The 18,663-nt window shown below is 73.9% G+C and carries 16 protein-coding genes and 1 riboswitch; of the genes, 7 read left to right on the top strand and 9 right to left on the bottom strand.

All coding sequences use genetic code 11. The features are described 5' to 3' along the window. Positions 1-32 precede the first annotated feature (32 nt). From BIV57_RS13290 to BIV57_RS13260, 7 genes are all read right to left on the bottom strand, one after another. Entirely contained in the window at positions 33-1,835 is a 1,803-nt protein-coding gene (locus tag BIV57_RS13290; protein WP_071656980.1) for an ABC transporter ATP-binding protein, read from the bottom strand. Beyond that, positions 1,832-3,592 (bottom strand): ATP-binding cassette domain-containing protein, encoded by a 1,761-nt coding sequence (locus BIV57_RS13285; protein WP_071656979.1) that lies wholly within the window; start codon positions 3,590-3,592, stop codon positions 1,832-1,834. The genes BIV57_RS13290 and BIV57_RS13285 overlap by 4 nt, the downstream gene beginning before the upstream one ends. Positions 3,593-3,984: 392 nt before the next feature. Further along, positions 3,985-4,833, bottom strand: coding sequence for a class II fructose-bisphosphate aldolase (locus BIV57_RS13280; RefSeq protein ID WP_071656992.1), 849 nt, complete (start codon positions 4,831-4,833; stop codon positions 3,985-3,987). Next, positions 4,790-5,800 carry a 1-phosphofructokinase family hexose kinase gene (locus BIV57_RS13275; RefSeq protein ID WP_071656978.1) on the bottom strand — a complete coding sequence of 337 codons (1,011 nt, stop codon included), beginning with the start codon at positions 5,798-5,800 and terminating at the stop codon, positions 4,790-4,792. Before BIV57_RS13275 ends, BIV57_RS13280 begins: the two co-directional genes overlap by 44 nt. Continuing rightward, the gene (nagA, locus tag BIV57_RS13270; protein WP_071656977.1) at positions 5,797-6,951 is read right to left on the bottom strand and encodes an N-acetylglucosamine-6-phosphate deacetylase; all 1,155 of its coding nucleotides are present in this window, start codon (positions 6,949-6,951) and stop codon (positions 5,797-5,799) included. The genes BIV57_RS13275 and nagA overlap by 4 nt, the downstream gene beginning before the upstream one ends. 44 nt (positions 6,952-6,995) lie before the next feature. Continuing rightward, complete coding sequence (locus tag BIV57_RS13265) at positions 6,996-7,931, bottom strand: ROK family protein (protein ID WP_071656976.1); 936 nt, start codon at positions 7,929-7,931, stop codon at positions 6,996-6,998. 114 nt (positions 7,932-8,045) lie between these two features. Continuing rightward, complete coding sequence (locus tag BIV57_RS13260) at positions 8,046-8,990, bottom strand: SIS domain-containing protein (protein WP_071656975.1); 945 nt, start codon at positions 8,988-8,990, stop codon at positions 8,046-8,048. Between the two features lie 240 nt (positions 8,991-9,230). Between BIV57_RS13260 and BIV57_RS13255 the strand changes: the two genes are divergently transcribed. The 3 genes from BIV57_RS13255 (at position 9,231) to BIV57_RS13245 (ending at position 11,846) form a co-directional block, all read left to right on the top strand. Further along, a complete protein-coding gene (locus BIV57_RS13255; RefSeq protein WP_071656991.1) occupies positions 9,231-10,016 on the top strand; it encodes a DeoR/GlpR family DNA-binding transcription regulator in 786 nt (261 codons plus the stop codon). A 237-nt stretch (positions 10,017-10,253) separates the two neighbouring features. After that, positions 10,254-11,618, top strand: a complete 1,365-nt coding sequence (locus BIV57_RS13250; protein ID WP_071656974.1) for an extracellular solute-binding protein — start codon at positions 10,254-10,256, stop codon at positions 11,616-11,618. Beyond that, entirely contained in the window at positions 11,619-11,846 is a 228-nt protein-coding gene (locus tag BIV57_RS13245; protein WP_071656973.1) for a DUF3263 domain-containing protein, read from the top strand. Between the two features lie 20 nt (positions 11,847-11,866). Here the strand turns inward: BIV57_RS13245 and otsB are convergent, their stop codons facing one another. Further along, on the bottom strand, positions 11,867-12,691 hold the full coding sequence (otsB, locus tag BIV57_RS13240; protein WP_245797642.1) for a trehalose-phosphatase: 825 nt from the start codon (positions 12,689-12,691) through the stop codon (positions 11,867-11,869). A 16-nt stretch (positions 12,692-12,707) separates the two neighbouring features. Further along, positions 12,708-14,168: an alpha,alpha-trehalose-phosphate synthase (UDP-forming) gene (locus BIV57_RS13235; protein WP_071656971.1), complete on the bottom strand. Its 1,461-nt coding sequence runs from the start codon at positions 14,166-14,168 to the stop codon at positions 12,708-12,710. Positions 14,169-14,348: 180 nt separating this feature from the next. Further along, a riboswitch (SAM riboswitch) is annotated at positions 14,349-14,490 on the top strand. Between BIV57_RS13235 and thrC the strand changes: the two genes are divergently transcribed. The 4 genes from thrC to groL all read left to right on the top strand — a co-directional run bounded on the left by thrC (position 14,484) and on the right by groL (position 18,622). After that, positions 14,484-15,803: a threonine synthase gene (thrC, locus tag BIV57_RS13230; RefSeq protein ID WP_071656970.1), complete on the top strand. Its 1,320-nt coding sequence runs from the start codon at positions 14,484-14,486 to the stop codon at positions 15,801-15,803. (Overlaps the previous riboswitch by 7 nt.) Then, positions 15,800-16,078, top strand: a complete 279-nt coding sequence (locus BIV57_RS13225) for a ubiquitin-like small modifier protein 1 (protein WP_071656969.1) — start codon at positions 15,800-15,802, stop codon at positions 16,076-16,078. Before thrC ends, BIV57_RS13225 begins: the two co-directional genes overlap by 4 nt. Before the next feature lie 448 nt (positions 16,079-16,526). Beyond that, positions 16,527-16,730 (top strand): cold-shock protein, encoded by a 204-nt coding sequence (locus BIV57_RS13220; protein WP_018386095.1) that lies wholly within the window; start codon positions 16,527-16,529, stop codon positions 16,728-16,730. A 263-nt stretch (positions 16,731-16,993) separates the two neighbouring features. After that, positions 16,994-18,622, top strand: coding sequence for a chaperonin GroEL (gene groL, locus BIV57_RS13215; RefSeq protein WP_071656968.1), 1,629 nt, complete (start codon positions 16,994-16,996; stop codon positions 18,620-18,622). Positions 18,623-18,663: the final 41 nt, after the last annotated feature.

Here is an 18,663-nt window from a genome sequence, read left to right as displayed (position 1 = left end):
CCGTCCCCCGGCGGCCCCGCGCCTGAGCGGGCTTAGCGGTAGGCGCGGGCCTGGAGTTCGAACAGCTCCGCGTAGCGGCCGCCCGCCGCCACCAGCTCCTCGTGGCTGCCCCGCTCGGTGATCCGCCCGCCCTCCATGACGACGATCAGATCGGCCGTCCGCACCGTGGAGAAGCGGTGCGACACCAGCAGCGTGATGCCGCCCGTGCGGCGCGCCGCCGCGCGCGAGGCGTCCGCGAACCGCGCGAAGAGGGCGTGCTCCGCCTCCGGGTCGAGCGCCGCGGTGGGCTCGTCCAGCAGCAGGAGCAGCGGGCCCTCCCGGAGGAACGCCCGGGCCAGGGCGAGGCGTTGCCACTGCCCGCCGGAGAGGTCGGCGCCGTCCTTGAAGCGCTTGCCGAGGCGCTGGGCGAGGCCGTCCGGCAGCCGCTCCAGCAGCGGGCCGGCGTCGGCGCGGGCGGCGGCGCCGCGCAGCGCGGGCTCGTCGCCGAGCCGGGGCAGGTCGCCGACGCCGATGGTCTCGCCGGCGGTGAACTCGAAGCGGGTGAAGTCCTGGAAGCCGGCGGAGAGCCGGGCCCGCCAGGCGTCCGGGGCGACGGCGGCGAGGTCGGCGCCGTCCGCGGTGATCGTCCCGGAGGTGGGGGAGTAGAGCTTGGCCAGCAGCTTGACGAGGGTGGACTTGCCGGCGCCGTTCTCGCCGACCAGGGCGACGGTGGCGCCGGCCGGCAGGTCCAGGTCGATGCCGGAGAGCGCGGGCCGGTCGGCGGAGGGGTAGCGGAAGCCGACGCCGCGCAGCGCGATGCCCTCGGCGAGGCGGGTCGGCGCGGGCCCGGTGGGGGCGCGGCGCGCGGCGTCCTCGGCGTAGTCGCGCAGCCAGCGGTAGCGGCCGAAGACGCGGGCCATGTTCCCCGCGGTGCTCATGCTGTTGGCGAGGGAGGCGACGATGCCCTGGACGGCGGGCGTGAGCGTGACGACCAGGGCGACCTGCCCGAGGGTGATGCGGCCCTCGCGGGCGAGGGCGACGGCGAAGACCACCGAGGCGGCGTAGAGCAGGCCGAAGGCGAGGACGGTGAGCGCCTCGGCCCGCCCGCCGCGGCGGAAGGCGGTGCGCTGCATCCCGTTGAGCTCGGCCGCGAGCCGCTCCATGCGGCGCAGCAGGAACGGGCGGAGCGCGAAGACCCGCAGCTCGATGCCGTGCGCCGGGTCGGCGGCGGTGCGCACCAGCTCGCGGTGGACGCGTCCGCGGGCGGCGCCCTCCTCGACGGACCGCTGCCGCAGCCGGGCGGCGCGGGTGGCCGCCCACATCCGGGCGAGGCCGAAGAGCGGGACGAGCAGCAGCAGCGGGTGGACGGAGGCGAGCAGGCCGAGGGAGGTGACGGTGGAGACGGCGGTGGCGATCGGCGCCATCAGGTAGAGCGCGGAGTGCGCCATGTCCTCGACGTCGTCGCGGACTTGGGAGAGCCGGTCGGCGACGGCCGGGTCCTCGTGGTGCTCGATGCCGGGGACGAGGCTGTTGACGCGCAGCAGCTCGCGGTGGACATGGCCGTGCAGCCGGTCGTAGAGGCCGGACTCCAGCAGCAGCGAGAAGGCGTTGACGACGGCGACCCCGAGCAGCGCGGCGACGATCACGGCGGCGCCGACGCTGATGCGCGGGCGGTCGTGCGCGGTGACGCCGTCCAGCAGCCGGGCCAGCCCGAAGGACTGCGCGGGCGCGGCGACGGCCTGCACGGTGACGCAGACGGCGAGCAGCGCGGTGTGGCCGGGGGCGGCGCGCAGGGCCGTCTCCGGCCACAGGGCGAGGGCGCGGAGCGCGCGCCGGGAGCGGGAGGCCCGGTTCATGCCGCGTACCGATCGGCCTGGGTGCGGAACATGGTGGCGTACTTCCCGTCGGTGGCGAGGAGTTGGGCGTGGGTGCCGTGCTCGGTGACGCGGCCGCCCTCCAGGACGACGATGCGGTCGGCGTCCCGGACGACCGAGAAGCGGTGCGAGATGATCAGCGAGGTGACGCGGGAGGTGAGTTCGAGGTAGCGCTCGACGAGGGCCGCCTCGGCGCGGACGTCCAGCGCGGCGGCGGGCTCGTCCAGGATCAGCACCCCGGAGCTGTGCGCGGTGGCGTGCAGGGCGCGGGCGAGGGCGATGCGCTGCCACTCGCCGCCGGAGAGGTCGGTGCCGTTCGCGTGGGCCTTGTCGAGGACGGTGTCCCAGCCGTGCGGGAGGCGGGCGACGAGGTCGGCGGCGCCGGCCCGCTCGGCGGCGTCGTCCAGGGCGGCGCGGTCCGCGGGGTCGCCGCCGACCTCGCGCAGGGCGACGTTCTCGGCGGCGCTGAGCGGCAGCCGCAGGAAGTCCTGGGTGATGGTGGAGGCGCGGCGCTGCCAGGCGGCGCGCGCCTGCGGGGAGAGGTCGGCGAGGGAGACGCCGTCCACCAGGATCCGTCCGGAGGTGGGCAGATGAGCGGCCGTCAGCAGCTTGACGAGGGTGGACTTCCCGGCGCCGTTGACGCCGACCAGGGCGAGGGCCTCGCCGGCGCGGATCGTCAGGTCGAGGTCGCGGAGGATGTCGCGCCGCTGCCCGGGGTAGCGGAAGGAGACCTTCTCGAAGCGGATCTCGTGGTGCGGGGCGCCGTCCGGGAGCGCGGCGGTGCCGCCGCGCTCGGGGGCGCGCTCGGCGATCATCCCGGGGAGGCGCCGCAGGGCGCGCAGGCAGACGCTGCCGCGTCGGGTGACGGAGACGACGTAGCCGCTGACGTCGGTGGCGAGCCGGAGCAGCGCGCCGACGACGGAGGTGGTGGCGGCGAGCGGGAGCGCGCCGTCGGCGGCGGCCGCGGCGGTGAACCAGATGGCGGCGCCGAAGACGGCGAGCCCGCAGGTGGAGACGAGCGCGCCGCGGGCGGCGGTGGCCCGGCGGACGGCGTTCATCGGGGCGGAGGCGGTGGTCCAGCGGTCGTCGTAGCGGTCGGTGAGCCAGCGGCCGAGGCCGAAGACGCGGAGCTCCTTGGCGGCGGGGCCCATGCCGAGCCCGAAGTGGTACTCGGCGTCGCGGTGGTGCTCGGACTCGCCGTGCCAGGTGTCGTCCTCCCGGTAGAGGATCCGGGCGTGGTAGCTCTCGGTGGCCCACAGCGCGGCGAGGGCGAGGACGGCGAGCCACCAGTGGAAGAGGACGCCGATCAGGGCGGCGGCGGCGAGCGCGGAGAGGCGGTTCTGCAGCATCCGCTGCGCCTGGTTGGCGCCGTCGCGGATGGTGTAGCCGATGAAGCCGGCGGCGCGGGTGTACTCGTCCTGGACGGCGGGGTCCTCGAGGTGGGCGACGCCGGCGGGGGCGAGCATCCGGTCGGAGACGTCGGCGGAGACGGCGGTCTTGACGACGTTCTTCAGGTGGTAGCGGCCGTGCTCCCACAGGACGGGGACGACCTGCGAGACGGTGAAGAGCGCGACGAGGACGGCGAGATCGGCGGTGACGCGGGCCGTCCACCCGTGCCGGACGGCGTCCGGCAGCGCCCCCACGAGGCGGCCGGTGGCGACCAGCACCCCGGTCTGGGCGGCGGTGGTCACCACCGACCAGAGCAGATTGACGGCGGTCGCCCCCGGCGCGACTCGCATGCTGTAGCGAAGGAGACCCCACACGGCTGCACACCCCCGGTAGTCGGTGCTGGCACTGTGGCCTGCGCCATGAGGGATGTAAAGGCGGGCGCGGAGCCGCCGGAACGCCGTGTGCGGGCGGCCTCGGGCCTGAGCCCCGGCAGTCGGCCCCCTCCCTTCGCGCCGGCCCTTCGGACGGCCCGCGCACCCTTCAGCGGCGCGTGCGCACCCTTGGGGGAGCGGAGGGCGGGCCCGCCCACTAATTACCGTGTGATCCCGGTCACATGACGGTACGTAGGCATCCCCGCGAGCAGCCGACGGCGCCTTCACCGCGCCGACCCCGGGCGGGGTGCCGGCGTGCCGGGGTGCCGGGGCGGAGGGGCGGCGGACAGCGGCCCCGGCGCCCCCGCCGGCTAGTGCGCGACCTTGGCCAGGTGGGCGATGACGTCCGCCGTCGCGGCACGCGCCGGCTTCAGGTACTTGCGCGGGTCCACCAAGCCCGCGTCCCCGTCCAACACCCCCCGCACCGCCCCCGTGAACGCCACATTCAGCGCCGTACCGATGTTGATCTTCACCATCCCGGCCCGCACCCCCGCCGCCAGCACCTCGTCCGGCACCCCCGACGACCCGTGCAGCACCAGCGGCACCGGCACCGCCGCCGCCAGCCGCGCGATCAGCTCGTGGTCCAGCGACGCCGACCGCGAGGTCATCGCGTGGCTGCTGCCGACCGCCACCGCCAGCGCGTCCACACCCGTCGCGGCGACGTACGCCACCGCCTCGTCCGGATCCGTCCGCGCCCCCGGCGCGTGCGCGTCGGCGGGGCCGTCGCCCTCCTTGCCGCCGACCCGGCCCAACTCCGCCTCCAGCCACATCCCGTGGCGGTGCGCGAACGCCGCCGCCTCCGCCGTCGCCGCCACGTTGTCCGCGTAGGCCAGCTTGGAGGCGTCGAACATCGCCGAGGAGAAGCCGTGCTCGGGCGCCGCGTGCAGCAGCGCCTCGTCCTCGACGTGGTCCAGGTGCAGCGAGAGCCGCGCCGAGGAGTCGCGGGCGACGGCCGCCGACGCGGCGGCGATCGGGCCCAGCCGGCCGCCGTGGTACTTCACCGCGTTCTGGCTGATCTGCAGGATCGCCGGGAGCCCGGCCGCCTCCGCGCCCGCCGCTATCGCCTCGGCGTGCTCAAGGGTGATGACGTTGAACGCGGCGACACCGCGTCCCGCCTCAGCCGCCTCGGAGACCAGTTCGCCGGTCGTCACCAGTGCCATGTTCGGCAGTCCTTTCCCAGGGCGCGGCGGATATCGCCAGCCGCGCCGTCAAACGCTCGTACACGCCCCGGTCGTAGTCGCCCGCCACCGGGGCGGCGACGGTCGCCGCCGAGAGCGCGACCGCGCGACGCAGCCGCCGCTCCCAGTCGAGACCCTCGACGAGGCCGGTGAGCAGGCCGGCGACCGCGCTGTCGCCGGCTCCGATGGGGTTGCCCGCGATCCGCTCCGGGGCGGGCACATGGATCGCGGGCGCGTCGCCGGCCACGGCGACGAGTCCGTCCGCGCCGAGGGAGGCGACGACCGCGCCCGCGGGCAGCGCCCGGGCGGCGGCGACGGCGGCCTCGGGACCGTCCACCGGACCGTCCAGCCCGGCGAGTTGGCCCAGTTCGTCGGCGTTGGGCTTGACCAGGTCGGGGCGGGCCGCCAGGCCGCGGGCGAGCGCCTCGCCGGAGGCGTCCAGCAGCACGGGGACGCCGGCGGCGCGGGCGTCGGCGACGAGCTCGGCGTAGCCGTCGGCGGGCGCTCCGGGCGGCAGCGAGCCGCAGAGCGCGACGGCCCGGACGCCCGGGCGGGAGGCCAACTCCCGGACGTGCGCCCGGAAGGCGGCCCACTCCGCGGCGGAGACCTGCGGGCCGGGCTCGTTGACGATGGTGGCGTCGCCGCTGCCGTCGACCAGGGTGACGGTGCGCCGGGTGGCGCCGGCCACCGGGTGGAGCGCGTCGTCCACCGTCGGCGCGGAGGCGGCCAGTTCGGCGCGCAGCTCCTCGCCGACGGCGCCGCCGACGAGGCCGGTGGCGACCACCCGGTGCCCGAGCGCGGCGGCGATCCGGGCCACGTTGAGGCCCTTGCCGCCGGCCCGGGCGGTGACCGCGGCGGCCCGGTTGGTGGTGTGCAGCCGCAGCGGGCCGTCGCCGGCGAGCCGGTAGGTGATGTCCAGCGCGGTGTTGGGGGTGACGGTGACGATCACGGGGCGCCGTGCACCCAACTGCCGCCGCGCATCACGGCGACGACCTCCAGGTCGTCGTCGAGGACGACGAGGTCGGCGCGCTTGCCGTCCTCCAGCGTGCCCAGGTCGCCGTCGAGGCCGAGGAGCCGGGCCGGCACCAGGCTGAGCGGCACCACGGCCTGCTCGATGGGGATCTCGTTGACCTGGACGGCCCGCTTCAGCGCGGTGTCCAGCGTCAGCGTGGAGCCGGCGATGGAGCCGCCCTGGACGAGGCGGGCGACGCCGTCCTCGACGTTGACCTCCATCGGGCCGAGCATGTACTTGCCGTCGCTCATGCCGGCCGCGGCCATCGCGTCGGTGATGTAGGCGATCCGCCCGGGGGAGCCGGTCGAGCGCCACACCAGGTCGACGACGGCCGGGTGGAGGTGGATGCCGTCGGTGATCAGCTCGACGGTGACCCGCTCGTCCTCCAGCAGCGCGGCGATCGGGCCGGGGGCGCGGTGGTGCAGGCCGGGCATGGCGTTGAAGAGGTGGGTGGCGACCGTGGCGCCGGCGTCGACGGCGGCGAGCGCGGCGTCGTAGTCGCTGTCGGTGTGGCCGACGGCGGCGATGACGCCGTTGTCGGCGAGCAGCCGGACGGACTCCATGCCGCCCGCGAGCTCGGGGGCGAGCGTCATCATCCGGGCCGCGCCGCGGGCGCCCTCGACGAGCTTGCGGACGTCCGCTGGGTCGGGGTCGCGCAGCAGGTCGGGGTTGTGGGCGCCGCAGCGGTGCTGGGAGATGAACGGGCCCTCGAAGTGGACGCCGGCCAGTTCGCCGTCCTCCACCAGCTCCGAGAGCATCGCGGCCTGCCGGACGAGGTCGTCGAGCTCGCCGGTGACCAGGGACGCCATCGTTGTCGTGGTGCCGTGCGCGCGGTGCAGGGCGACGGCGGTGCGCGCCTCGTCCGGGTCGGTGGTGGAGTAGCTGGTGCCGCCGCCGCCGTGGGTGTGGAGGTCGACGAACCCGGGCACGATCCAGCGCCCGGTCAGGTCGACTGCCTCAAGGCCGTCGGGTGTGCCGGCGGGGGCGGGTGCGAGCAGGCCGTTCTCGACGAGCAGGGGTTCGGTCGAGACGCGGCCGGGCCGCACGACCCGGGCACCCCTCAGCAGCAGACTGCGGTCCGCGGTCATATCGGGCAGCCAAACCTTTCTGGTGGTCCGTCAGGGGTCCCCCGCTAGTGGCCTGCGCCGTGCAGGTCCCAGGCGAGGAGTCCGGCGCCGAGGCATCCGGCGGTGTCGCCCAGCCGCGCCGGGACCAGCGCCGGGGGCGCCTGGAACCGGGCCCGTTCGGCGACGGCCCGCCGGAGCGGTTCGAACAGGGTGTCGCCGGCCTCGGCGAGGCCGCCGCCGATCACGAAGGTACTCGGGTCGAGCAGCCGCAGGCCGGTGACGATGCCGTCGGCGAGCGCATCCACCATGTACTGCCACACGGCTGCCGCATCGGGGTCGCCGGCCTCGACCGCGCGGGCCGCGTCGGCGGCGCTCGCGCCGGGGCCGCCGCCCGAGGCCGACCAGGCGCGGGCGACGGCCGAGGCGGAGGCGACGGACTCCAGGCAGCCGAGCGCGCCGCAGCCGCACTGCGGGCCGTTGGGGCGGATCTGGATGTGCCCGATCTCGCCGGAGGCGCCGTTGGCCCCGGACTCGATCCGGCCCTCGATGCCGATGGCCCCGGCGATGCCGGTGCCGAGGGCGAGGAAGAAGTACCGCTCGATGCCGCGGGCGGCGCCGATCCGCCCCTCCGCGAGCCCGCCGCAGCGCACGTCGTGGCCGAGGGCGACGGGGACGCCGCCCTCGCCGCCGAGGCGGTGGCCGAGCAGGTCGCGGAAGGGGACGCGGTCCCAGCCGAGGTTGGAGGCGTAGACGGCGACGCCGTTCTTCTCGTCGACGACGCCGGGGACGGCGACGCCGGCGGCGACCGCGGGCACGCCGAAGCGCTTCTCGCCCTCGGCGCGCAGATCGGCGGCGAAGTCGAGGACGGCCTCGACGACGGCGTCGGGGCCGCGCTCGCGCCCGGTGGGACGGCGGGCCTCGTGGAGCAGGGTGCCGTCGGCCGCGACCAGGGCGGCCTTCATCCCGGTTCCCCCGACGTCGAGGGCTATGACGTGCTTCAAGGGTGTTTCCGATCCTCCGTCAAACGGCGTGCGGCGAGCCTTCGCCGCACAGTCTCGCCGAGCCGTCCATAAAGGTCTAGTCCACCGCGGCCGCGGTGGACGTTCCCGCGGCGACTACTTCAGCACGACCGACCGGGTCAGGTTGCGCGGCGAGTCCGGGTTGTAGCCCTTCCCCTCCGCCAGCGCCACCGCGAGCCGCTGGATCCGGACCAGGTCCGCCATCGGCTCCAGCCCGCCCGCCTCGGAGTCCGCGATCAGCGTGCCGCCGGTCTCGGCGACCTGCTCCCGCAGCCCCTCCGGGACCGCGCCGAGCGCCCAGGAGACCCGGCCCGGACCGGTGATGCTGATCGGGCCGTGGCGGTACTCCATCGCCGGGTACGCCTCGGTCCACGCGCCGGCGGCCTCGCGCATCTTCAGCGCGGCCTCCTGCGCGAGCCCGATCGTCCAGCCGGCGCCGAGGAAGGTGAACTGCTCCGCCGCGAGCGCCGCCGCCGGCAGCTCCTCGCGCAGCGCGGCCTCGGCGGACGCGGCCGCGCGGGCCACCCCGTCCGCGTCGCCCAGGTGCGCGCGGAGCAGGGCGAGTTGGGTGGTGGCGTAGCGGGTCTGGACGACGGACTGCTCGTCGGCGTAGTCCAGGACAAGGATGTCATCGACGGCGTCCATGATCGGCGTCTTGGGGTCGGCGGTGACCGCCGTGACGCGCGGACGGGAGCCGCTGCGCTCGGCGCGGAGCCGGTTGAGCAGCTCCAGCACCTCGGTCGTGGTGCCGGAGCGGCAGAGCGCGACGACGCGGTCGTAGGTGCGGCCGGCCGGGAACTCGGTCGGCGTGAAGGCGTCGGTCTCGCCCTGGCCGGCGCGCTCGCGCAGCACCGCGTAGGACTGGCCGATGAACCAGGAGGTGCCGCAGCCGATGACGGCGACGCGCTCGCCGGGCTCGGGGAGCGCGGCGAGTTCGCCGGTCCCGGCCGGGCCGGCGGTCGCGGTCTCGGCCGCGCGTCGCCAGCACTGCGGCTGGGAGTCGATCTCCTGGGATGTGAGCGAGGAACTGCTGCTGGGCATCGTTCTCTCCTGGCGTCGCGGGCAGGGGACGGGTCAGAATAGAGCTGTGTGATTGTGCTTGATTGATAGCACTTGTGAGCACAAACCAGCAAGAGGGCCACTCGTTAGAGGCCCCGGGCCCCGGTCGCTGGCCTGGTGTGCAAGGCTTCGGCCGGAGGAACCGGAAGTCGCGCGTTTCTGCGTAGAGTCTGCGAACAAGCGAACGTGCGAACCGGCGGACCGATCAGAGGGGTGACGCGGGTGTCCCGTTACGAGCGTTGGAACGCGCTGCTGGAGCTGCTCGCCGAGGACGGGCGGCTGGAGGTCGAGGAGACCGCCGAGCGGCTCGATGTGTCGGCCGCCACCATCCGCCGGGACCTGGACCAGCTCGCCAAGCAGCAGATGCTGACCCGCACCCGCGGCGGCGCGGTCGCCCACAACGTCTCCTACGACCTTCCGCTGCGCTACAAGACCGCCCGGCACGCCACCCAGAAGCAGCTGATCGCCCAGGCCGCCGCCGAACTGGTCACCCCCGGCTCGGTGGTGGGCCTCAACGGCGGCACCACGACCACCGAGGTGGCGCGCGCCCTCGCCGTCCGCTCCGACCCGCCGCAGGGCGAGAAGCGCTCCGCCTTCACCGTGGTCACCAATGCGCTCAACATCGCCAACGAGCTGGCGGTGCGGCCCCATGTGAAGATCGTCGTCACCGGCGGGGTGGCCCGGCCGCAGTCCTACGAGCTCATCGGGCCCCTGGCGGCAGGCGTGCTGGGGGAGTTGACGCTGGACATCGCCGTCCTCGGCGTCGACGGCATCGAGCCGGCCACCGGCGCCAGCGCCCACCACGAGGGCGAGGCCAGCACCAACCGGCTGCTCGCCGAGCGCGCCGACCAGGTGGTGGTGGTCGCCGACTCCAGCAAGGTGGGGCGCCGCGCCTTCGCCCGCATCTGCGGCCCGGACCGCATCGACGTCCTGGTCACCGACTCCGGCGTGGACGAGGCCGCGGTGGCCGAGTTCACCGATGCCGGGGTGCGCGTCATCACCGCGTGAGAGGAGCCACACGGCCCGCACGCTGTGAACCCTGTGAAACTCGCGTGTCATATGTCCGACATAGGTGACTGGTCCGACTCGATCCCTCGTCAGATCCGGTAGCCTGCCGCGGAACGAGCCGACCGCGGAGGGCCGACCGCGGAGCGACGGCAGCGGGGACGGAAGGGAACGCTGAGGGGAACGATGAGACGGCGAGGCACACACGGGGCAGGACCGGGGCGCGCCCTGGGCGGCGCCGTGGCGGCCGGAACCCTCGTCGGCGCCCTCGCACTCGGCGGCTGCGGCAGCCCCGCCCCCTCCGGCGGCACCTCCACGACCAGCAGCGACGCGGCCCCCACCAGCACCGCCAGCACCGGCGGCCCGGTCACCCTGCGCCTGATCGCGGCCGACTACGGCGGCACCGGCGCGGCCTCCACCAAGCACTACTGGTCCACCGTCATCGGGCAGTTCGAGCACGACCACCCCGGCATCGGCGTCGACGTCCAGCTCATCCCCTGGTCCCAGATCGACTCCCAGGTGTCGGTCATGGTGAAGAACAACCAGGTGCCGGATCTGCTGCTCTCCGACTCCTACGCCTCGCTCGCCTCCAGCGGCCAGCTCCTCCGCGCGCAGGACGTGCTCTCCGGCACCGTCCGCGGCGACCTCAACAGCACGCTGCGGCAGGCCGGTTCGATCAGCGGCGTGCAGTACGGCATCCCCTTCGGCGCCCGCCCCCACCTGCTGGTCTACAACAAGGACCTGTTCCGCAAGGCCGGCATCGAGAGCGCCCCCGCCACCTGGGGCGAGCTGAAGGACGCCGCCGAGAAGCTCAAGCGGTCCGGCACCGACACCCCCTACGGCATGGCGCTGGCCACCGGCACCACGGCCGGCAGCGCGCAGAGCGGCGCCCTCGCCGAGGCCACCCAGTGGATGCTCGGCAGCGGTGCCTCCCTCACCGACGGCGACGGGCAGCTCGCCCTCGGCGGCAGCAGGGAGTCCGGCGCGCTCGCCTGGGTGCAGAAGAACCTCGTCACCGGCGGGCTGACGGGCAGCCAGAACCCGTCCGGCGTCAACGAGGAGGCCCTGGAGTCCCGCTTCCTCGCCGGCAAGGTCGGCATGATGAGCGCCGACCCCTCGCTGGTGCGGCGCCTCACCGCGGCGAGCACGGGCAAGGGGGCGGCCCTGCAGTACGCCACCGCGCAGATGCCCGGCCGCACCGGCGCCCAGACGTCCGCCCTCACCACCAGCGACTGGATGGTGGCGTTCAAGAAGAACGGCAACCAGGACGCCGTCAAGCAGTTCCTCGACTTCCTCTACGCGCCCGAGCAGCAGGCCGCGTTCACCGACGCCGGCGAGGGCCTGCTGCCCACCACCGGCCAGGGCCGCGACACCGTCACCGCCGAGCGCGGCGGCGACCTCACCCCGTGGCTGGACGCGCTGCGCGGCTCCGTCACCGCCTACCCCGAGGGCGCCACCGGCTGGTCCGACGTGGAGTCGGTGCTGCAGAACGGCACCGGCAAGGCGCTCACCGCGGCCGTCGGCGGCGGCAACGGGCCGGCGGCGGTCGTGGAGCGGCTCAGGGCGGCGATAGCCGCGGCGAAGCAGTCCGAGACGGACACGTAAATGCTGACGGACCGGGAGCGGGCGGTGCTCGCGCTGGAGGGGCGGACGTTCCGCGGTCCCGGCGCCAAGGAGCGCGCGATACGCGAGGAGCTGGGCATGTCCCCGACGCGCTACTTCCAGGTCCTCAACGCCCTGCTCGACCGCGAGGAGGCGCTGGCCCACGCGCCGGTCCTGGTCAACCGGCTCCGCCGGGTCCGCGAGGCCCGCCGCCGGCACCTGCACGGCTGACCGGGCGGCGGACAGGGCGCTCAGGCGAGCTGGTCGGCGACCGCGGACAGGAACTCCGCGAGGCCGGGCACCCCGTCGACGATCACGTCGGCCATCGCGGCCAGCGCCTTCACCGGCGCCTCCCCGGTCTCCGCCGCCACGTACACCAGGAACCCGCCCCGCCTGCGCACCTCCCGGAACGCCGGCACGTCCCCGAGGTCGTCCCCCGCGTAGAGCACCGGCGTCCCCGCGGCCCCGCACAGCGACGCCAGCGCCGCGCCCTTGTCCACACCCGCCGGACGCACCTCCAGGACCATCCGGCCCGGCTCCACCACCATCCCCACCTCGCGCGCCAGCGCCCGCACCGGCCCGTCCAGCAGCGCCAGCGCCCGCACCGGGTCGTCCGTCTCCCGGACGTGCACCGCCAGCGCCCGGCCCTTGTCCTCCAGCCGGACGCCCTCCGGTGCCTGCTCCCGATCGGCCGTCAGCCGCTCCAGCCCCGCCCGCAGCTCGGCCAGTCGCCCGGCCGGCACCGCCTCGCCGACCGGCTCGACGCGGCCCGCCGCCGCGTCCCACCGCTCCGCGCCGTAGTGGCCCAGCACCACCATCCGCTCCAGCCCGGGCACCTCCGCGAACCCGCCGTACTCCACGGCCAGTTCCGCCGGACGGCCCGTCACCACCGCCACCGTGCCGATCCGTTCGCCGAGCCGGCCCAGCGCGGCGACCGCCGCCGCGTCGCCGCGGGCGTCCTCCGGGCGCGGCACGATCGGCGCCAGCGTCCCGTCGAAGTCCACCGCCGCCACCGCGCGCGACGGCTCCGCGCCGAGCAGCTCGGCCGCCTTCCGCACCCCGTCGTTCGTGCTCACGCCGTCCTCCGTGCCGTCATTCATGCCGCAGCGCCTCCAACTGGTCCAGGAACCACTTCTGCGGCGGCAGGGCCACCGCCGCCGCGGCGAGCCGCTTGCTCCGCTCGGCCCGCTCGTCGTCCGGCATCTCCAGCGCCTCCCGCAGCGCCTCGGCCGTCATGTCCACATCGAAGGGATTGACCGGGACGGCTTCCCCGCCCAGCTCCGCGAAGGCGCCCGCCTCCCGGCTCAGCACCAGCGCGCAGCCGTTCTCGGAGGCCACCGGGATCTCCTTGGCCACCAGGTTCATCCCGTCCCGGATCGGGTTGACCAGCGCCACGTCCGCGATCCGGTAGGCCGCCAGCGACCGCGGGAAGTCGTCCTCGACATGGAGGATCAGCGGCGACCAGTCGGCCGTCCCGAACTCGTCCTCGATTTCCCGCGCCACCCGCTGCACCGCCGCGGTGTACTCGCGGTACTCCGGCAGGTCGTGGCGGGAGGGGTAGGCGAACGCGACGTGCACCACCCGGCCGCGCCACTCGGCATGGCGGCGCAGCAGCTCCCGGTAGGCGAGCAGGCCGCGGACGATGTTCTTCGACAGCTCGGTGCGGTCCACCCGGACGATCACCTTGCGGCCCGGCCCGATCCGCTCCAGCAGCGCGGCGCGGCGGGCGTCCACGTCCGGGCGGTAGGCCCGCTCGCGCAGGAACTCCGCGTCGGTGCCCAGGCCGTGGACGCCGAGCTCGGTGGTGCGGCCCCGGTGGGTGACGGCGAGGCTCCCGCCGTCCTCCGAGACGTCCGCGCCCAGCACCGCGCGGCAGCAGTCGGCGAAGGCGCGCGCCCAGCGGTCGGTGAGGAACCCGGCCCGGTCGGCGCCGAGGATGCCCTCCAGCACGGCGGCGGCGACGTCGTCGGGCAGCATCCGGTAGTAGTCCGGGGGCGCCCAGGGGGTGTGCGAGAAGTGGCCGATGCGCAGGTCGGGCCGGAGCGCGCGGAGCATCGCGGGGGCCAGCGACAGGTGGTAGTCCTGGACGACCGCGGTGGCGCCGTCGGCGGCCTCCTCGGCGAGCGCCTCGGCGAAGGCCCGGTTGTAGTCGAGGTAGGACGCCCACTGCCGGCGGAAGTGGGCGTCGAAGACCGGCTGGGTGGAGCCGTCGTACATCAGGTGGTGGACGAACCACAGGGTGGAGTTGGCGATGCCGTTGTAGGCGCGGCTGAAGGTGCCGGGGTCGATGTCCAGCATCCGCACGGGCTGGTCGCCGACGTCGAGGCCGGCGAGGTCGAGGCGGCCGTCCGGGGCCTCCCGGGCGGCGTGCCGGTCGGCGTCGGACAGGGCCGCGCAGACCCATCTGCGGTCCGGCCCGCCGCCGGCGGCGGAGAGCCCCGAGACGAGGCCGCCGCCGCCGCGGCGCGCCTCCAGCGAGCCGTCGTCCCCGACCCGGAACGACACCGGCCCGCGGTTCGAGGCGGCCAGGACCGATGCGCGCACTCCACTCATGAGCCGAAACCTAGCCACCCGGCCCGCCGCTGAAACCCCCTGCCGGTGCGACCCCCGCCGACCGGCGGACCTTTCCACGGACTGGGACGCGGTTGATCGCCCCCACCCCCCGTCGGCTACAGTCGGTCGCGAGAAACAAACACGGCAGGCGTCCCCGGAAACGGACGGCGCGGCCGTCAACGCTCATCCAGAGGGGCAGAGGGAACGGCCCGTTGAAGCCCCGGCAACCCTCCAGCCGATCCTCACGCTCATGCGTGTGAGGCCCCGGCGGGGAAGGTGCCAAGTCCGTCCTGTGGCGAGATACGCCCGGGGAAGATGAGGAGAAAGGGCCTCGTTTTGGCTGTGTCAGCCGCACCCCGCACGTCCTCCGGGACGTCCGACCCGACCACCGCCTCCGCTCCCGACTTCGGCAACGCCGTCGCCCTGGTCTGCCGCGAGTGCGGCACCCGCGTGCCGCTCGGACCGTCCTTCGCGTGTCTGGAGTGCTTCGGGCCGCTGGAGATCGCCTACGAGTTCCCGGAGATCACTCGGGAGCAGATCGAGGCCGGCCCCGCGAACATCTGGCGCTACGCGCCGCTGCTGCCCGTCCCCGCGGACGTCGCCTCCCGGCCGAACCTGGAGCCGGGCCTGACCAAGCTGGTGCGCGCCGAGAACCTGGCGCGCGAGCTGGGCGTCACCGGCGGCCTGTACGTCAAGGACGACTCGGGGAATCCCACCCACTCCTTCAAGGACCGCCCGGTCTCGCAGGCCCTGGAGGCCGCCCGGGCGTTCGGGTTCGACACCCTCTCCTGCTCCTCGACGGGCAACCTCGCCGGGGCGGTCGCCGCGGCGGCGGCCCGCGCGGGGCTGAAGTCCTGCGTCTTCATCCCCTCCGACCTGGAGCAGGCCAAGCAGGTGGTGGCCGCGGCGTACGGCGGGCACCTGGTGGCCATCAAGGGCAACTACGACGACGTCAACCGGTTCTGCACCGAGCTGATCGGCGACGAGATCGGCGAGAACTGGGGCTTCGTCAACGTCAACCTCCGCCCGTACTACGCGGAGGGGTCCAAGACCCTCGCCTACGAGATCTGCGAGCAGCTGGGCTGGCGGCTCCCGGACAACCTGGTGATCCCGATCGCGTCGGGCTCCCAACTCACCAAGATCGACAAGGGCCTTCAGGACCTGATCAAGCTGGGCCTCGTCGAGGAGAAGCCCTACAAGATCTTCGGCGCCCAGGCCAAGGGCTGCTCCCCGGTCTCGACCGCCTACAAGGCCGGCCACGACGTGATCCGCCCGGTGCGGCCGGACACCATCGTGAAGTCGCTGGCCATCGGCAACCCGGCGGACGCCCCGTACGTGCTGGACATCGCCCGCCGCACCGGCGGCGCGGTGGAGGACGCCACGGACGACGAGGTGCGCGACGCGATGCGGCTGCTGGCCCGCACCGAGGGCATCTTCGCCGAGACGGCGGGCGGCACCACGCTCGGCGTGACGCGCAAGCTGATCGCCGACGGGCGGATCGACCCCGCCGAGGAGACCGTCGTCCTCAACACGGGCGACGGCCTCAAGACCCTCGACGCGATCGCCGACACCACCGGCGCCACCGCCGTCATCGACCCGACCCTGGACTCCTTCCGAGAGGCTGGCCTCGCATGAGCGTCAACGTCCGCATCCCGACCATCCTGCGCACCTACACCGGCGGCCGGTCCGAGGTGCCCGCCGACGGCGGCACCCTCGCGGAGGTGCTGGACGCGCTGGAGAACAGCCACCCCGGCATTCGCGCCCGCATCCTGGACGACAACGGCAAGCTGCGCCGCTTCGTCAACGTTTATGTGAACGACGACGACGTCCGGTTCTCCGAGGGCCTGGAGACGGCGACGCCGGACGGCGCGGGCGTTTCGATCATTCCCGCGGTGGCGGGCGGCTGCTGACGCCCCATAGGGCCGGCCCAGGGCCGGGCTCCGGAATACCTTTCCGGAGCCCGGCCCTTCGCTTTACCGGACAACAAGGGCGATGCACGAATGTCATGACAGGGGCGGTAGGGTGGCGGCGAGGAAGCGGAATCTCTGGGCCCGCGCAGTCCCCGGCCCGAATTGTCTCGAACACGGCACGCGCGTGCGTCTGCGTGCGGGGGGCGGGATGCGAGGCCCGTCCTCATTCGTCCGGCCCGCTATGCGCCGCAGGCCCTTTTCCTCCCGTTTCGTCGTTTCCTGATCGTTGATTTTTCTGTCCCCCGCGACCTGTTGCGCTGGGCATTGGTGCGGATACATTCAGCGTCGGTCGAGGCTCCACCGCACGCGCCGCATGCACCGGAGAGACGAGACCCGGTTCCGTGCAGTGCGGAATCCGTGACAGGGGCCGGCAATAGGGGAGTTGGTAATGGCTCAGGGCACCGTCAAGTGGTTCAACGCGGAGAAGGGCTACGGCTTCATCGCGGTCGACGGTGGGGCGGACGTCTTCGTCCACTACAGCGCGATCCAGATGGACGGCTACCGCACCCTTGAGGAGGGGCAGCGGGTCGAGTTCGAGATCTCTCAGGGCCAGAAGGGTCCGCAGGCCGACATGGTCCGCGTCACCGGCTGACCTCCCGCTGGCCGCGCCTTCGCGACCACGACTTCAGGGCCCGCCCGGCTTGCCGGGCGGGCCCCTTCGTTTCGGTTCGTTCTTGCACTCGACCCCCGCGAGTGCTAATCATGGGCGTTAGCACTCTGAGGTTGAGAGTGACAGTGGACCGAGCGGTGAGGCCCACGGGGGCGGCGGCCAGGAAGCCGTCCCCGGGTGCCGTCCGTCGCGGGCGCCGGCGCGGTCCCGGGTAGAAGCCACCCCGTCCGGGAGGACCACTTCACATGGCCAAGATCATCGCGTTCGACGAGGAGGCGCGGCGCGGCCTTGAGCGCGGTATGAACCAGCTCGCCGACGCCGTCAAGGTCACGCTTGGCCCGCGTGGCCGCAACGTCGTCCTCGAGAAGAAGTGGGGCGCCCCCACGATCACGAACGACGGCGTTTCGATCGCCAAGGAGATCGAGCTCGAGGAGCCGTACGAGAAGATCGGCGCCGAGCTCGTCAAGGAGGTCGCCAAGAAGACGGACGACGTCGCCGGTGACGGCACGACGACCGCGACCGTCCTGGCCCAGGCCCTGGTCCGCGAGGGCCTGCGCAACGTGGCCGCCGGCGCCAACCCGATGGGCCTCAAGCGCGGCATCGAGAAGGCCGTCGAGGCCGTCGCCGAGCAGCTCGGCAACATGTCCAAGGACGTCGAGACCAAGGAGCAGATCGCCTCCACGGCCTCGATCTCCGCGGCCGACACCGAGATCGGCGGCGTCATCGCCGAGGCGATGGACAAGGTCGGCAAGGAAGGCGTCATCACCGTCGAGGAGTCGCAGACCTTCGGGCTCGAGCTCGAGCTCACCGAGGGCATGCGCTTCGACAAGGGCTACATCTCGGCGTACTTCGCGACCGACATGGAGCGCATGGAGGCGGAGCTCGAGGACCCCTACATCCTCATCGCCAACTCCAAGATCTCCGCGGTCAAGGACCTGCTCCCGGTCCTGGAGAAGGTCATGCAGTCCGGCAAGCCGCTGCTGATCATCGCCGAGGACGTCGAGGGCGAGGCCCTGTCGACGCTGGTCGTCAACAAGATCCGCGGCACCTTCAAGTCGGTCGCCGTCAAGGCCCCCGGCTTCGGCGACCGCCGCAAGGCCATGCTCGGCGACATCGCCATCCTCACCGGTGGCGAGGTCATCTCCGAGGAGGTCGGCCTCAAGCTGGAGAACGCGGACCTGAACCTGCTGGGCCGCGCCCGCAAGGTCGTCATCACCAAGGACGAGACCACGATCGTGGACGGCGCGGGCGAGACCTCCGCCGTCGAGGGCCGGGTCAACCAGATCCGCGCCGAGATCGAGGCCTCCGACTCGGACTACGACCGCGAGAAGCTCCAGGAGCGCCTCGCCAAGCTGGCCGGCGGCGTCGCCGTCATCAAGGCCGGCGCGGCGACCGAGGTCGAGCTGAAGGAGCGCAAGCACCGCATCGAGGACGCGGTGCGCAACGCCAAGGCCGCCGTGGAGGAGGGCATCGTCGCCGGTGGCGGCGTGGCCCTGCTGCAGGCGTCCAAGGACGCGTTCGCCAAGCTGGAGCTCGAGGGCGACGAGGCCACCGGCGCCGGGATCGTGCGTCTGGCCGTCAGCGCCCCGCTGAAGCAGATCGCGATCAACGCCGGCCTCGAGGGCGGCGTCGTTGCGGAGAAGGTCAGCAACCTGCCGGCCGGCCACGGTCTCAACGCGGCCACCGGCGAGTACGAGGACCTGGTCGCCGCGGGCGTCATCGACCCGACCAAGGTGACCCGCTCCGCGCTGCAGAACGCGGCGTCGATCGCCGGTCTGTTCCTGACGACCGAGGCCGTCATCGCCGACAAGCCCGAGAAGGAGGCTGCGGCCCCCGCGGGCGGCGGCATGCCGGGCGGCGGCATGGACTTCTGATCCGTCCCGGATCTTGAGCTCCACGCGTCACCAGGGGCGGT

Source organism: Mangrovactinospora gilvigrisea, assembly GCF_001879105.1.
GTDB lineage: Bacteria > Actinomycetota > Actinomycetes > Streptomycetales > Streptomycetaceae > Mangrovactinospora > Mangrovactinospora gilvigrisea.
This window is presented reverse-complemented; position numbering and strand designations above follow the sequence as displayed.